Origin of the sequence: Kordiimonas aestuarii (assembly GCF_025574465.1) — a bacterium.
In the GTDB taxonomy this organism is placed as follows: Bacteria; Pseudomonadota; Alphaproteobacteria; order Sphingomonadales; family Kordiimonadaceae; genus Kordiimonas; species Kordiimonas aestuarii.
In genome coordinates, this window is the sequence record NZ_JAOBPP010000021.1 from 491204 (window position 1) to 506662 (window position 15459).

The 15459-nt window shown below is 57.8% G+C and carries 11 protein-coding genes; 5 read left to right on the plus strand and 6 right to left on the minus strand.

All coding sequences use genetic code 11. The features are described 5' to 3' along the window. Nucleotides 1–277 precede the first annotated feature (277 nt). On the minus strand, nt 278–3067 hold the full coding sequence (locus tag OEU85_RS14925) for a bifunctional aconitate hydratase 2/2-methylisocitrate dehydratase (RefSeq protein ID WP_262692309.1): 2790 nt from the start codon (nt 3065–3067) through the stop codon (nt 278–280). Between the two features lie 217 nt (nt 3068–3284). Between OEU85_RS14925 and acnA the strand changes: the two genes are divergently transcribed. Together acnA and OEU85_RS14935 are read left to right on the plus strand one after the other, a co-directional pair. Beyond that, entirely contained in the window at nt 3285–5960 is a 2676-nt protein-coding gene (gene acnA, locus OEU85_RS14930; RefSeq protein ID WP_262692310.1) for an aconitate hydratase AcnA, read from the plus strand. Between the two features lie 275 nt (nt 5961–6235). Continuing rightward, complete coding sequence (locus tag OEU85_RS14935) at nt 6236–7981, plus strand: B12-binding domain-containing radical SAM protein (RefSeq protein WP_262692311.1); 1746 nt, start codon at nt 6236–6238, stop codon at nt 7979–7981. 20 nt (nt 7982–8001) lie between these two features. Here the strand turns inward: OEU85_RS14935 and OEU85_RS14940 are convergent, their stop codons facing one another. Further along, nucleotides 8002–8601, minus strand: a complete 600-nt coding sequence (locus tag OEU85_RS14940) for a PAS domain-containing protein (protein WP_262692312.1) — start codon at nt 8599–8601, stop codon at nt 8002–8004. A 69-nt stretch (nt 8602–8670) separates the two neighbouring features. Between OEU85_RS14940 and OEU85_RS14945 the strand changes: the two genes are divergently transcribed. Continuing rightward, nucleotides 8671–9435: a DUF1223 domain-containing protein gene (locus tag OEU85_RS14945; RefSeq protein ID WP_262692313.1), complete on the plus strand. Its 765-nt coding sequence runs from the start codon at nt 8671–8673 to the stop codon at nt 9433–9435. Between the two features lie 323 nt (nt 9436–9758). Further along, nucleotides 9759–11501, plus strand: a complete 1743-nt coding sequence (locus OEU85_RS14950; RefSeq protein WP_262692314.1) for a DEAD/DEAH box helicase — start codon at nt 9759–9761, stop codon at nt 11499–11501. A 9-nt stretch (nt 11502–11510) separates the two neighbouring features. Here the strand turns inward: OEU85_RS14950 and OEU85_RS14955 are convergent, their stop codons facing one another. Next, on the minus strand, nt 11511–12044 hold the full coding sequence (locus OEU85_RS14955) for a PAS domain-containing protein (RefSeq protein WP_262692315.1): 534 nt from the start codon (nt 12042–12044) through the stop codon (nt 11511–11513). A gap of 54 nt (nt 12045–12098) precedes the next feature. On the opposite strand from OEU85_RS14955, the gene OEU85_RS14960 reads away from it, so the two are divergent. After that, nucleotides 12099–13376 carry an NHL repeat-containing protein gene (locus tag OEU85_RS14960; protein ID WP_262692316.1) on the plus strand — a complete coding sequence of 426 codons (1278 nt, stop codon included), beginning with the start codon at nt 12099–12101 and terminating at the stop codon, nt 13374–13376. Here OEU85_RS14960 and OEU85_RS14965 read toward each other — a convergent pair. The 3 genes from OEU85_RS14965 to OEU85_RS14975 are packed head-to-tail and all read right to left on the minus strand — an operon-like array spanning nt 13373 to nt 15387. Then, nucleotides 13373–13675 carry a hypothetical protein gene (locus tag OEU85_RS14965; RefSeq protein ID WP_262692317.1) on the minus strand — a complete coding sequence of 101 codons (303 nt, stop codon included), beginning with the start codon at nt 13673–13675 and terminating at the stop codon, nt 13373–13375. The two genes, OEU85_RS14960 and OEU85_RS14965, sit on opposite strands and share 4 nt — an antisense overlap. Further along, nucleotides 13672–14718, minus strand: a complete 1047-nt coding sequence (queG, locus tag OEU85_RS14970; protein WP_262692318.1) for a tRNA epoxyqueuosine(34) reductase QueG — start codon at nt 14716–14718, stop codon at nt 13672–13674. Before queG ends, OEU85_RS14965 begins: the two co-directional genes overlap by 4 nt. Then, the gene (locus OEU85_RS14975) at nt 14719–15387 is read right to left on the minus strand and encodes a glutathione S-transferase family protein (RefSeq protein ID WP_262692319.1); all 669 of its coding nucleotides are present in this window, start codon (nt 15385–15387) and stop codon (nt 14719–14721) included. It lies immediately after the preceding gene. Nucleotides 15388–15459 lie beyond the last annotated feature (72 nt).

Consider the following 15459-nt stretch of genomic DNA (forward strand, 5'->3'; position numbering starts at 1 on the left):
TGAGTGATCATGCCGACGCAATAAGGCGGGAAAGTGAAGGAATTGGGGTCAGTTTGGCGCAACAGCCCACCATTTATCTCCCACCATTTATCTATTGACGCGCATGGCTTCACCCCGTCGATTACGCGCGTGATGAAGTCCGCTTGAGCGGCGGCTGCAGGATGGAAGGGTTTAAGTCCTGGCGGGTGCCCGCAGCGCACACGGGAGCGCGCTGCTGGTTTATCTTGTCGTTTTGGTCCTGTCTCCCGGCAACCAGGAGATTGCCGGGGGCGCGACGCTAGTGATGGCTTGCGGTAACCGGCGGCTTGCCGAGCGGCGGTGCGAAGCTGGTGAGGTTGATACCCTCCACAGCGGCTTCATACTCGGCAATATTTGGTGTACGGCCAAGCACCGTGGACAGCACCACAACAGGCGTGGAAGCCAGGAGCGATTCGCCCTTCTTCTCGTCAGAGTCCTCGACAACACGGCCTTTAAAGAGGCGAGTGGATGTCGCCATCACAGTGTCGCCCCTCCCGGCTTTCTCCTGGTTGCCCATGCACAGGTTGCAGCCCGGACGCTCGAGATAGAGGGTGTTTTCATACTGGGTGCGGGCTGTGCTCTTGGGCGCACTGTCGTCAAACTCGAAGCCCGCGTATTTTTGCAGCACTTCCCAGTCGCCTTCGGCCTTCAGCTCATCAACGATATTGTAGGTTGGCGGCGCGATCACGAGCGGGGCCTTGAACTCCACCTTGCCGTTCTGTTTCTCGATGTTCCTCAGCATCTGCGCGACGATTTTCATGTCGCCCTTGTGCACCATGCAGGAACCGACAAAGCCGAGGTCGACTTTCTTCTCACCCCCATAAAAGGAAACCGGGCGGATGGTGTCGTGCGTGTAGCGGCGGGATACGTCCGCGTTGTTCACGTCCGGGTCCGCGATCATCGGCTCGATGATCTGGTCGAGGTCCACGACAAACTCGGCGAAATATTTGGCGTTGGCATCTGGCTGCAATGCAGGTTTCCCACCCGACTTGATCTCGGCAATGCGCTGGTCCGCGATGGCGATCAGGCCCCTCAGGGTCCCCGCTGCATTGTCCATGCCCTTGTCGATCATGATCTGGATACGGCTTTTCGAGATCTCGAGCGACTGGATCAAGGTCGCGTCCTCGGAAATACAGATCGAGGCTTTTGCCTTCATTTCCGCCGTCCAGTCGGTGAAGGTGAAAGCCTGATCGGCGATCAGCGTGCCGATGTGCACTTCAATCACGCGGCCCTGAAAGACGTTGTCGCCAAACTGCTTCAGCATCTGGGCTTGCGTTGCGTGCACAACATCGCGGAAGTCCATGTGCGACTTGAGGCTGCCCTTAAAGGTGACCTTGACCGATTCCGGGATCGGCATGGTGGCCTCGCCCGTTGCGAGCGCAAGTGCCACGGTGCCCGAATCCGCCCCAAAGGCCACGCCTTTGGACATGCGAGTGTGGCTGTCGCCGCCGATGATCACCGACCAGTCGTCCACGGTGATGTCATTGAGCACCTTGTGGATCACGTCCGTCATCGGGTGATACACACCCTGCGGGTCGCGCGCGGTGATAAGGCCGAACTTGTTCATGAAACTCATGAGCTTGGGGATGTTGGCTTGCGCTTTGGTGTCCCACACAGACGCGGTGTGGCAGCCGGACTGGTAGGCACCGTCTACCGTGGGCGAGATAACCGTTGCGGCCATCGCCTCAAGTTCCTGCGCGGTCATCAGGCCCGTGGTGTCCTGCGAGCCGACAATATTCACGCTCACACGAACGTCCGAGCCCGCGTGCAATACCTTGCCGCCAGCCACACCAACAGCATTGTTGTTGAAGATTTTTTCAACAGCCGTCAGCCCCTGGCCCTCATGCGACACTTCCTTCGAGGTCGCAAAGACACGCGGCGCCGTGGCGCCAAGCGCGGCAGCCGCAAATGTTTGCAGTTTCTTGCCGAACACAACGGCGTAAGAACCGCCCGCCTTGATGAATTCGACCTTTGGCGGGGTCAGCGCGGAGGAGATATCAACGAGCTCTTTTTCACCCGTCGCATCATAAAGCTTTTTGGTTTTGGTGTTGATGGTAAACACCGTGCCGGTCTCGACCGAATACACCTGCTCAAGCACCGGGTCGCCGCTCGCGTCCAGAACCGGCTTGCCGTCGGCACCGAGCTTCTTGACCCAGTTTTTGAGATCAAGGCCAATACCGCCCGTCACACCGACGGTAGTCAGGAAGATCGGCGAAATGCCGTTTGTGCCGCCCACAATCGGCGCAATGTTCACGAAGGGTACGTAGGGGCTGGCTTGCCGACCGGTCCAGAGCGCGACGTTATTCACGCCGGACATGCGGCTTGACCCCACACCCATCGTGCCCTTCTCGGCCACCAGCATCACACGCGCGTCCGGGTGCTTGCGTTGCAGCGCCTGAATTTCCGCCTGTGCCTCCTCGGAGATCATGCACTTGCCGTGCAGTTCACGGTCCGAGCGGGAGTGCGCCTGATTACCGGGCGACAGGAGGTCAGTGGAAACATCGCCTTCAGCGGCGATATAGGTGACAACCTTGATTTTCTCGTCGATGTCCGGAAGCTTGGTGAAAAATTCCGCCTGCGCGTAACTTTCGAGGATGTCCCTGGCGACTGCGTTCCCTGCCCTGTAGGCGGCCGCGAGCCGGTCGGTGTCAACCTCATAAAGGAACACCTGCGACTTCAGCACCTCAGCGGCTTTGTTCGCAACCGTCTGATCATCACCGAGCGCCAGATCAAGAAGAACCTCAACCGACGGGCCGCCCTTCATGTGAGACAGAAGCTCAAAGGCGAAGTCCGGGGAGATTTCCTCAACAACCGCGCCGCCCAGGATAATCTCCTTCAGGAAGCTGGCTTTCGCGCCCGCCGCACTCGTGGTGCCCGGCAGCGTGTTATAGATGAAAAACTGGAGGGAAGCTTCCCGGTGCTCATTGCCCTGATCTTTGATCTGGGAGATGATTTCTTCGACAAGCGCTGCATCTTCAATGGGCTTTGGATTCAATCCCTGGTTTTTGCGCGTTTCGATCTCGTTCAAATATTCGGTGTACAAACCCATGACTATCCTGACAAAAAGTGTTAGATGAAGCTTGGAACCCGGGCCGCAGATACGTCTGCCAAGCAAGGGAAAAGCAGGCCGGCGCGGATACTATTTCAACATACCCTTGCTTGCAAGATAGTTCAGCCCGAAAAACATCAGTTTTCGGCCATTTTTTGAGCTTTTCCATGTGCACAATCGGCCTATCTCAAACCCTTTAAGTGGAGTTCTTGATCTCATGGCATCCGTTGGCAACGACACACTCAAGACCCGCCGCACGCTTACGGTTGGCGGCAAGGAATATGATTATTACAGCCTGAAGGCGGCTGCCGATCAGATCGGTGACGTCTCCCGCCTGCCATACACACTCAAGGTTCTGCTTGAGAATCTCTTGCGTTTTGAGGACGGTACGTCAGTAACCACCGCCGACATTCAGGCCCTCGCCGACTGGCAGAAAGACAAACGTTCCGATCACGAGATTGCCTACCGGCCTGCTCGTGTGCTGATGCAGGATTTCACCGGCGTGCCCGCGGTGGTGGACCTCGCCGCCATGCGCGACGCAATGGCCGAGATGGGCGGCAACCCTGAACTGATCAATCCGCTTGCGCAGTGTGATCTCGTGATTGACCATTCCGTGATGGTGGACAAGTTCGGCACGCCACAAAGCTTCAAGCAGAACGTTGACCTTGAGATGGAACGTAACGCGGAACGTTATGAGTTCCTCAAGTGGGGCCAAAGCAGCCTCAACAACTTCAACGCCGTGCCGCCCGGCACCGGCATCTGTCACCAGGTAAACCTCGAGTATCTTGCAAAAACGGTCTGGACGTCCGAGGAGGGCGGCCGCACCGTTGCCTATCCTGACACCTGCGTCGGTACCGACAGCCACACCACCATGGTGAACGGCCTAGCCGTTCTTGGCTGGGGTGTTGGCGGCATCGAGGCCGAGGCCGCCATGCTGGGCCAGCCGGTTTCCATGCTGATCCCTGAGGTTGTCGGTTTCAAGCTGACCGGCAAGCTCAAGGAAGGTATCACCGCGACCGACCTCGTGCTGACCGTTGTGCAAATGCTGCGTGAGCGCGGTGTGGTTGGCAAGTTTGTCGAATTCTTTGGCAATGGCCTTGACCAGCTGACGATCGCTGACCAGGCAACAATCGCCAACATGGGCCCGGAATATGGCGCAACCTGCGGCTTCTTCCCCATCTCCCAGCCCACGCTTGATTACATGCATTTCACTGGCCGGGACGAGCAAACCATCGCGCTTGTGGAAGCTTACGCCAAGGAGCAGGGCATGTGGCGCGACGTAAACGCGCCCGACCCTGTATTCACCGACACGCTTGAACTGGATATCTCCACTGTCAAGCCGTCGCTCGCCGGCCCGAAGCGTCCGCAGGACCGTGTGGAACTGGCGAACGCTGCGACCGAGTTTGACAAGGTTCTCGCCTCATTCGACAAGGACGGCAGCGGCGAATATGCTGTTGACGGTGAAGACTATAAACTGAAAAACGGTGACGTTTGTATCGCGGCCATCACCAGTTGTACCAACACCTCGAACCCCGGTGTATTGATCGCGGCTGGCCTTGTTGCCAAAAAGGCCAACGAGCTGGGTATGACACGCAAGCCCTGGGTCAAAACCTCACTGGCACCGGGCTCACAGGTCGTGACCGATTATCTTGACCGCGCTGGCCTGACCGAACACCTCAATGCGCTTGGTTTCAACCTCGTGGGGTACGGCTGCACCACCTGTATCGGCAACTCCGGCCCGCTGGATGCTCCGATCTCGAAGACGATCAACGAGAACGACATGGTCTGCACCAGCGTTCTGTCAGGCAACCGGAACTTCGAAGGCCGCGTGAGTCAGGACCTGAAGGCAAACTATCTCGCATCCCCGCCGCTGGTGGTGGCCTATGCGCTCGCCGGTTCGATCCGCACCAACATCACCACCGAACCGCTCGGGCAGGACAAGGACGGCAACGACGTTTACCTGCGTGACCTGTGGCCCTCTAACCAGGAAGTGGCTGACGCCATCACGGCGTCGCTGACACGAGAGATGTTCATCGAACGGTATGCCGACGTGTTCGCAGGAACGCCCGAGTGGCAGGCGATCCCGGTTGCCGAAGGCAAAACCTACGACTGGAACAACAAGTCCACCTATGTGCAGCACCCGCCTTACTTCCAGGGCATGGGCCCACATGTTGACGATACGGCAAACATCGTAGGCGCCCGTCCGCTTGCGCTTCTGGGTGACAGCATCACCACCGACCACATCAGCCCTGCAGGCGCCATCAAGCCAGACAGCCCGGCTGGCCAGTACCTGCAATCCAAAGGCGTTGCGGTCGCGGACTTCAACAGCTACGGCTCGCGCCGGGGTAACCACGAAGTCATGATGCGCGGCACGTTTGCCAACATCCGCCTGCGCAACCTGATGGCGCCGGGTACCGAAGGCGGCTGGACCACACACCAGCCGTCGGGTGAGGTGATGAGTATCTATGATGCCTCGATGAAGTATCAGGAAGCGGGCACGCCGCTTGTGGTGATCGGCGGCAAGGAATACGGTACCGGCTCTAGCCGCGACTGGGCAGCAAAGGGCACCAATCTGCTCGGCGTTAAAGCTGTGCTCGTGGAAAGCTTTGAGCGCATCCACCGCTCCAACCTCGTCGGCATGGGCGTGCTTCCGCTCCAGTTCAAGGAAGGCGACAACCGCGAGAGCCTCGGCCTTGAAGGCACCGAGACCTTCGATATCACCGGTATCGAAGGCACGATCAAACCGCGCCAGAACGTGACGGTGATGATCCATTATGCCGACGGCACGAAAAAAGAGATCACTGTGCTCTGCCGTGTCGATACGGAAGACGAGGTGGCCTACTACCGGAACGGTGGCATCCTCCACTATGTGCTGCGCCGCCTGGCCGCGTAAGCGCGCTCTCGATCAAACACCCGAAAGGCGGCCCGATTGGCCGCCTTTTTTGTTGTCGCTGGCAGTATGGCCCTCAGGCATTGCACCCGGACTCACCCCTGCCTTTTCCTGAAAACAGGGACAACCGCCTGAAGAATGACCTGTCCGGTCACGTTTATTTTTCCCTATGGCACTATTTTGTGAAATACTGCGTCAACATTTGGGGGAATAGCGGTATTTGGTCCCGCGCGGGATCAAATACCAGACCAATCGACAAAGGGGCTCGTTAATCCGGCATGGCTGTAAATTTTGAGGTCTATCTGATCAAACCTACACGCTACTGCGATGACGGTTATCCGCTTCAATGGTGGCGGTCGCTTATTCCCTCAAACTCTCTGGCCAGCGTCAATGGCATCGCTGTCGAAGCGGTAACGCGCAACCCGCTGGGCAATGATGTTGCAATCAACATCCATGTGATCGACGAAATCAACACCGATGTCAGGCCTGACAGGATCATCACGTCATTGAAGACATCGGGCCGCAAGGCCCTGATTTGCCTCGTTGGCGCGCAAACAAACCAGTTTCCCCGCTCGGTCGACCTTGCGAGACAATTTGTCGGTGCGGGCATTCCGGTGTGCATCGGTGGTTTCCATGTATCGGGTTGCCTCTCCATGCTCAAGGATCTGCCGCCAGACCTTCAGGAAGCGCAGGCACTCGGCATTTCTTTCTTCGCCGGCGAGGCAGAGGAACACAGGTTCGATGAAATCCTCGTCGACGCCTATCGCGGTGACTTGAAGCCGATTTACAATCATGTGCGAAATACGCCGGACATGGCCAACGCCCCCATTCCCATCCTGCCTGACGAGCCCATCAAGAGAACGGTCAACGCCTACACGAGCTTCGATCTGGGTCGCGGCTGCCCGTTTGAATGCTCTTTCTGCACCATCATCAATGTGCAGGGTCGCAAGAGCCGCTTCCGAACGGCTGACGATCTTGAAACCATCGTGCGAGAGAACGCAAAGATCGGCATTAACCGCTTTTTCCTCACCGATGACAATTTCGCCCGCAACAAGAACTGGCGCGAATTCACCAACCGGTTGATCAAACTGAAGGCGGAAGGGTTCCCCATAGCCATGATCATCCAGGTCGACACGCTCGCCCACCGCATTGAAGGCTTTATCGACGCCTGCGCCGAAGCTGGCGCAAACCAGATCTTCATCGGCCTTGAAAGCATCAACGCAGACAGCCTTGAGGCGGTGAAAAAACGTCAGAACCGAATTGAGGAATACCGGGAAATGTTCCTCGCCTGGAAGCGCCACCCGGTCTTCATCACCTGCGGCTATATCATCGGTTTCCCGACCGACACACCGGCGTCTATCGTCGCGGACATCGAGACAATCAAGAAAAACCTTCCTGTGGACGGGCTTTACCTCAATTACCTGACACCCCTGCCGGGCAGCGCCGACCATAAAGCGCTCTATGAAGCCGGGGTCTGGATGGACCCGGACATGAACAAATACGACCTCAACCACCGTGTCTCGCACCACGCTCATATGAGCGACGAGGAATGGGAAGCCACATATCAGGCGGCGCACGCCACCTTTTACACGTGGGAGCATATGGAAACCATCATCCGGCGTATGGTCGCGCTCAGGTCAAACAAGAAAAAACTGACGGTCAAAAACCTGTTCGCCTATCGGGAAGCGCCGCGGCTTGAGGGGATTTCCGCGTTCGAAGCTGGCATCCTGCGGGTGCGACGAAGGACGCAGCGGCGCTCGGGCATGCCGATTGAAAGTCCCTTCGTTTTTTATCCCAAATACACAGCAATCACAGCCATTCGATTGCTGACAGGGCTGGTCACCTTCCTGCGCCTCCGCCGCATCCTCAAGCGCACGCTCAAGGACCCTGCGCGGTTTGACTACCGGGACGAGGCCATCACGGGGGAAAATCCGGGCGGGGAAGATACCCTCCTCCGGGACACCCGCATGACCGAAACCGCTCTCAAACGTATGAACCGCAGAAGTGACACAAAGGTCGCGTGACCGGCTGATTTATTCTCGCCTCAACGGCCTGCCGCGACACCGCGCATAAGACTGGCGCGTTGCGCAATCTCGCGCACGAAGGACATCAGGTATCTGGGCGTGCCGGTGTCATCGACCATCGGCAGGTCGAGAATATCCACACAAACATGTTCGCGCCCTTTAAAGGGCAGGCTGCCACGAAAGCGCCCGATATAGGGCCCGGTCAGCAGTTCGCGGAAATAATCGTCCACACCCTGCAAGATGGCGCTCTTTGTCTCGGAGACCAGCATGTTCTGCCACAGGGCACCGGTCAGCAATGTCCCGTACATCTCGCCCAGAATGCGCATGCGCCCGTCCGCCAGGTCTTCATCAAATTCAATCAGGAAGAAACTGGCATGCCAGCCGCGCAAATCCTGAAAGCTGATCGCCTTGCGGCTGGGCATAAGGTGCCCTTCGCGCTTGCTGCCAAACAGATCGATAATCGGCTCAAAGCCGGAAACACGAGGGAGCGCACCCTTAAGTGGATAAAAAAGAAGCTCGCCGTGCTCCCGTTTTGTTGTCTTGAAAGGTGTTGTTTCTTCGCTATCGCTGTGTGTTGTCACATCGCTTGGTGTATTTTTTTTCAGATCAAGGCTATGCATCAGGTAAACGGTTCCATACTCACATACAGGTGATTGGCAAGTGACCTACACTCTTCGTAAGTTAGAAACATGAGAAAGTGGTTAACAGCAGCATGTTTTGTCCTAACCTCCCTGGCGGCGTCCGTTGGTGCTCAGGCGGACAATGACGACCGTCTGACAGTGGTTGAACTATTCACAAGCCAAGGTTGTTCATCCTGCCCACCAGCTGATGCCGCGCTGAAATCCATGCGCGACAGACCGGGCATCCTCACCCTCTCATGGCCGGTTGACTATTGGGATCGGCTAGGCTGGGAAGACACGTTTGCTCATCCGCATAACGCCATCAGGCAGGCCGCTTACAACAAGCGCCTTGGTCGCGGCGGCGTATTTACCCCGCAGATGATTCTTGATGGCCGCGTGCAATGCGTGGGCTCCAAGCCTGAAAAGGTGCGTGCCTCCATCGCCAAAGCCCGCACCCTGAACCACCCATGGATAAATCCAACCCTGAAACTGGCCGGTGACACCATCACCGTCAGCCTGCCTGAAGCCAAGGTCGAAGGCACGGTCTCCGTGCGCGTCGTGTGGTATCTCGGCGATGCCGAGGTTGAGATTGGCGACGGTGAAAACCAGGGTCGTCGCCTGCACTATACCAATGTGGTGCGCGCCTCTGACGTTATTGACATGGATTGGAGCGGTGGTGCCAAATCACTGACGCTCGACGCGGCAACCGGCCACACCGCGGGTGCCGACCATCTCGCGATCCTTTTGCAGCAGGATTATGTGCACGGGCCCATCATCGGGGCCGCACGCCTCGTACTGCCTGCCCCTACCGCGCCGACATCTGCCAGCCGCTGACGCATATAAACTGCGTGGCGCTGACACTCATTTCTTGACATTTGTCCGCAATGCCGTCATAGACCGCGGCGGCGAATATGACCACCCCGTGATTTATCACATGGGTAAGGGCCCAAAAGCACCCCGGCAAGACTGGACAGCGAAGCGGCCTCATTAGAACGAAGTTTCCGTGCGAAGGTCGCACTAACCATCTGTGTCTTGGCTGAGCAAAGTCTCAGACTGCCAAACCATCGGTTCAGGAAAAGGCGTTCCCGCCAGAAATATAAACGCCGGAAGATGCTGCGTACTGTGGCGCTTCGGGATTAACCGATGCTAGGACATATATGACTGATTTCAGTACGCTCTCTTTGAGCGCACCGGTTCTTCGCGCGATCGAGGAACAGGGCTTTACTTCAACGACCGAAATTCAAGCTGCCACTATCCCGGCCCTGATGACAGGGCAGGATGTGATCGGCATCTCGCAAACGGGCGGCGGCAAGACGGCGGCTTTTGTATTGCCGATGATCGAACGCCTGATGGCCTATGAAGATAAACCCAAAAGCGGCATGCCGCGCGCGCTGATCCTTGCGCCAACGCGTGAGCTTGCCCTGCAGATCTCCGAGACGGTAAAGGCGCTGAGCCGCCACACCGAGCTCAAGAACTGCACCATTTTCGGTGGCGCGCCTTACCGCACCCAAATCCACATACTGCGTCGCGGTGTCGACATCCTTGTCGCCACCCCGGGTCGCCTGCTGGATCACATGAAACAGGGCAACATCTATCTGGATGAAACCGAGTATTTTGTGCTCGATGAGGCCGACCGCATGCTCGACATGGGCTTTGTGGACGATGTGCGCCTTGTCGCGGCCAAGATGATGTCCGACCACCAGTCGGTTATGTTTTCCGCCACCATGAACGGCGGCATCCGCACACTTGCGAACACGCTCCTTGAAAACCCCGCCCAGATTGAAGTAGCCCGTGAAGCGACGATTGCAGACAATCTGTCTCACAAGGTTCTGTTTGTGCCATATGACAAAAAACACGACCTGCTGCTGCACATGATTGAAACCAAGAAAGTAACCAAGTCGCTTATTTTCGTGCGCACAAAGCGCGAAGCTGACGAACTGGCAGGTTTCATGGAAGCGTCCGGCTTCAGCGCCGATTCGATCCACGGCGACAAACAACAGCGTCAGCGCGAGCGCATCATTCGTGGCTTCAAGGGCGACCGTACCGATTTCCTTGTAGCAACCGACGTAGCCGCCCGCGGCATCGACGTGAAAGACATCGGCCATGTGTTCAACATCGACGTACCGGTTGAACCGGAATCATACGTGCACCGCATCGGCCGGACCGCCCGGGGTGGCAAATCAGGCGAAGCATACACCTTCTGCAGCAAGAGCGAATTTGGCCTGCTGCGCGCCGTGGAGCGTGTGATCAAGATGGAAATCGAGACGGAGGAGGATAACCCCTTCCCGCTGAAGATCGATCGTCACAAGGTCAAGCCACGGAACGACAGGCCAGCACACCGCCGTGGTGGCCCCCGTCCGTTTGCCAAAGACGGCAAGCCCGGATTCAAAGGCACCAAACGTCCATCCGGCAAGCCGTTCGCAGGTAAACGCGCCGACGGTCCACGCCCGGAAGGCAAACGGTTTGACGACCGCCGCAGTGAAGGCCGCCGTGAAGGCGGGCGTTCAGATGGTAACCGGTTCGAGGGTAAACGCTCGGAAGGCGCGCGGCCAGAGGGCAAGCGATTCGAGGAGCGCCGCCCGGAAGGAAAGCGGTTTGAAGGCAAACGCACCGAAGGTAAACGGCCAGAAGGTAAACGGCCAGAAGGCCAGCGTGCCGAAGGTAAACGATTTGAAGGTAAAAAGCCTGCCGGCAAATGGACTGAGGGCAAACGCGCCGACGGCGGCAAGCCTGAAGAACGTCGTGCTGGCCCAGGCAAACCAGCAGGGAAACCGGCAGGGAAAAAGTTTGGCCCGAAAAAAGCAACCGGCAAACCAGGCTTTAAGGCTGGTTTCAAGGCAACGGGTACCCGCAAGGCCAAAACCGGTGGCAACCAGCCATTGAAGCGTCGCTCGGCTTAAGCCCGGCGACTAGCGATACAGAAAAAAGCTGAAGAGGAAGGCGACGTTGCCTTCCTCATCGGCCGCAGGCAGATCAAGCACTTCAAAATTACCGAGATTACGCCCCTCAAACGGGATCATCCCCGAATAGCGGCCATAAACATCGCCCGCCCGGATGGCTTTAAAATACTCCGCATAATCATCGAAGGTAACGCTGGGCAGGCTTGAAAAGCTGTCGCCCGGCCGGATCCGATGACCAAACATGTCCATCACCCGGTCCCCCGCAATGCGAAAGCGCAGGTTGCCATCCTCAGGCAGGTCCGCCAGCACCATGCGGGCATGCCAGCCGACAAAATCCTGAAAACGAAGCGCAGAACGTTTTGGCACAATGCCCCGTCCTGTCTTGTCCTGCCACGTTGGAAACAGTGTGGAGAATGACCTGAGGAACACATCCTCGGCCTGATTTTCAGAAATTGTCGCCAGCACATTTGTCTTGGCGCGGTAATCATCTTGCCGCAAGCTTCTTGACCGTGGGCCCGGCTTGCCACTCAATACCTTCAACACTGGATATGCCACCTGTACTGTTTGTATCCTGCGGCCAATATTAGGAGCGAAGCTATGAAGAAACCGTTAGCAATGGCTCTGTGCCTTGTTATGTCGTCGCTGGTCACGCCGTCCGGACCGTGTCGCGCAGAAGACCAGGCAGCGTTCAAGGCCGGGCAGGCGGCACGCGCCCGTGGGGTGGACGCTTTTCGGGCCGGAGACCTGGATACAGCGCTTGCCGCCATGGAGGAAGCGCTTACCCACCGGCCGGGTCATCCGCTCCTGCTTGGCAACGTTGCTTACCTCGCTGCCGCCACCGGCGACGGGGGACGTGCGTATGAGGCCGCGCAAGCCTATGCCGCTCTCGGACTCGTGCCTGGGGCAGAAATTCAGGCCAAGATAAAGCAAGCCATAACCCCGGATGCCTGGCGCAGGCTTGAGGCAATGTTTGCCAGGAACGACAAAAAGATTGGCATGTTTGAAATCTCCGCCTCGTTCAACCGCGAGCTTCAACTGGTGGAAGGTATTGCCGAAGATGACGAAGGCACCCTTTATGCCGCCACCGTTGTATCAGGCGGTATCTACCGCCGCGACGGCTGGAATGCTGTTCAGATTGTCGACGCAAAGGACCATGAATTTGGCAGCTTCTTCGGCATGACATTCCACGATGGTGCGCTTTACGCCACTTTTGCCCGCGTGGAGCAGACCCCCGGATATGTGCAGGGGGAGGGCCAGACAGGCCTCGCAAAAATAGACCCGAAAACGGGCGATATCCTGAAGGTCTGGACACTGCCGGACGGCACAGACGGGCAGCAGATTGCCGATCTGACCATTACCGCAACCGGGACCATCCTGCTCAGTGATGCGCAAGGCGGCAAAGTCTACAGGGTTGCGGGCGATACACTTGAAGTGGCCTTTTCTGACGCGGGCTTCATGAGCCCGCAAGGTATAGCGGAGCTTCCGGGGAACGGGCTTTTCCTCGCCGACTATGGCCGTGGCATCTGGCATCTGGATGAAAAGTCGGGGGCTATAACCCTGATGGAGCCACCTGCCAACACAACCCTTTTAGGTATTGATGGCCTGATCGCGCACAAGGGGCGCCTCTATGCCATCCAGAACGGTGTGAACCCGCACCGTATCATCAGGATAACCGTTGCCGACCAGGCTATAAGCGCGGTCGAGATCGTCGCTCAAAACCTGGAGCCATGGAAAGAGCCTACCCTCGGCTTCAGCAGCGAAAGCGGTGTCCTGTATGTGGCGGCGAGCCAGTGGCCCAAATATGGTGAATGGGGTGCCATCCGGCAGGGTGCGGCACCATCCGCACCAACCCCCATCATGCTGATCCGCGATTAATCTTCGACACTGCTTTCAACAACAATGTCGTAGTGGTTGGGTAGGAGATAACGTTCAAAAACCCCCACCTGTGCCGTGTCGCCGGGCCTGAAGAAAAACGGCGTAAGTGTCTCGATCTTCTCAACCCGCCCGTCGGGAAAGCGGACCGTAATGCTGCGCCAACCGTCCGTGCCGTCATCAAGTGCGATAACCTCAACGGTAACCACGCATGTCGGTGCATCCGGCAGGCGAAATGCAAACCATACCGCGCCGCCAACCAAAAGTGCGGCAAACAATAGCCGCCAACCTAATATCTTCATGCTTCCCCCTCCAGCTGTGCTTTGGCCCATCCCGCAGCATCACGCACAACGTCGGTGGCATCATGGCAAAGATTGTTCACTGCTGGCAAGTGTTCCCGATCTCCCGTGTTGCCGATGGCATAAAGCACATTACGCACGAAGCGGTCGCGCCCGATGCGCTTGATCGGGCTGCCGGAGAAAACCTCGCGGAAGGTGGCATCATCCAATACGACAAGGTCAGCCAGCGCGGGCGCACCAAGCTCAACCCGCGCGTGGAAAGCGGCTTCATGGCTAGTTTTTGCGAACTTGTTCCACGGACAGGCGGCCAAACAGTCGTCACAGCCATAAATGCGGTTGCCTAACGCGCGGCGGTACACCTCGTCAATCGGGCCCTTGTGTTCGATGGTGAGGTAAGAGATGCAGCGCCGTGCATCGATCTGGTAGGGAGCCGGGAAAGCATTCGTCGGGCAGGCATCAATGCACGCGCGGCAACTGCCACACTGGTCGCGGTGCGGGGTATCTTCCGGCAGGTTCATGTCGGTATAAATCGCGCCGAGGAAAAGCCAGCTGCCGAACCTTGGGCTGACCATATTGGTGTGTTTACCCTGCCAACCCAGCCCGGCGGCAGACGCAAGCGGTTTCTCTGGCACCGGCGCGGTGTCAACAAATACCTTCAACTCGCAGTCATATGTCTCGACAATCCAGCGCGCAAAAGCCTTCAGGCGTTTTTTGACTAGGTCGTGATAGTCCTTGCCACGTGCGTAGACCGATATATTGCCATATTCCGGCGCGTCCAGAAGCAGCCGAGGGTCGTCCTTGGGGCCATAATTGACGCCCAGCATGATCGCGGACCGAGCCTCTGGCCAAAGACCCTGCGGGCTTTCCCGGTGATGCAGGCGCGTCTCCATCCACTCCATGGTGCCGTGGCGACCCTTGGCCACAAAGTCGCGCAGGCGGGCGGAAACCTCTTCCGACAACACGGCGCCGGTGACACCGAAGGCATCAAACCCGAGCTCGGTTGCTTTGGCTTCAAGCTCGGCGCGGATATCGCCGGGCGGCCGCACTTAAAAATCCAGTTCCTGATAATGTTTTGGCGGGGTCAGGCCAGTAATGCGGTCCGTAAGCAGCGCGCGGATTGACCGGCGCGACTTGACCCGCACATACCACTCCTTGACCATGGGCCACTGTTCCCAGGCGATGTCGCCAAAATAGTCGATCACGGAGATATGGGACGCGGCGGCGGCGTCAGCCATGGTGAACTGCGGGCCAGCCAGATAGTGGCGGCGCTCCGCGAGGTAGGTGATGTATTTCAGGTGAACCTTGAGGTTATGGGAAGCACAGCGGATGGCTTCCGAATCCGGTTCCCCCATACCAAGGAACCGCTTGAAAAGCTTTTCCGACACGGTGTGGCGCGTCACCTCCGTGCCTACCTTGGAATGGAACCACCCCGCCAGCCGCCTGATTTCATAACGCTCGTCCGCGTCTCCGATCAAAAGCGCAGGCTCGGGGATCACTTCTTCCAGATATTCGGCAATCGCCATAGTACCGGAATAGGCATGACCGTCGTCCATGACAAGCACCGGCACTTCGCCCGCCGGGTTCAGCGCCAGAAAGGCGGGTCTGCGCTCCCACTCGCGCTCAAGGCGCAAATCAAAATCGACGCGCTTCTCGGCAAGAAGCACACGAACAAAGCGGGCGGCGGGACTGAGCCAGTGATGATATAAAGTTGGCATGACAGCCCCCTTCATAACGTATGTTTCGGGGGCCGCCAATTCGGAAATTGCGCCAGACACGGAATATCTTTC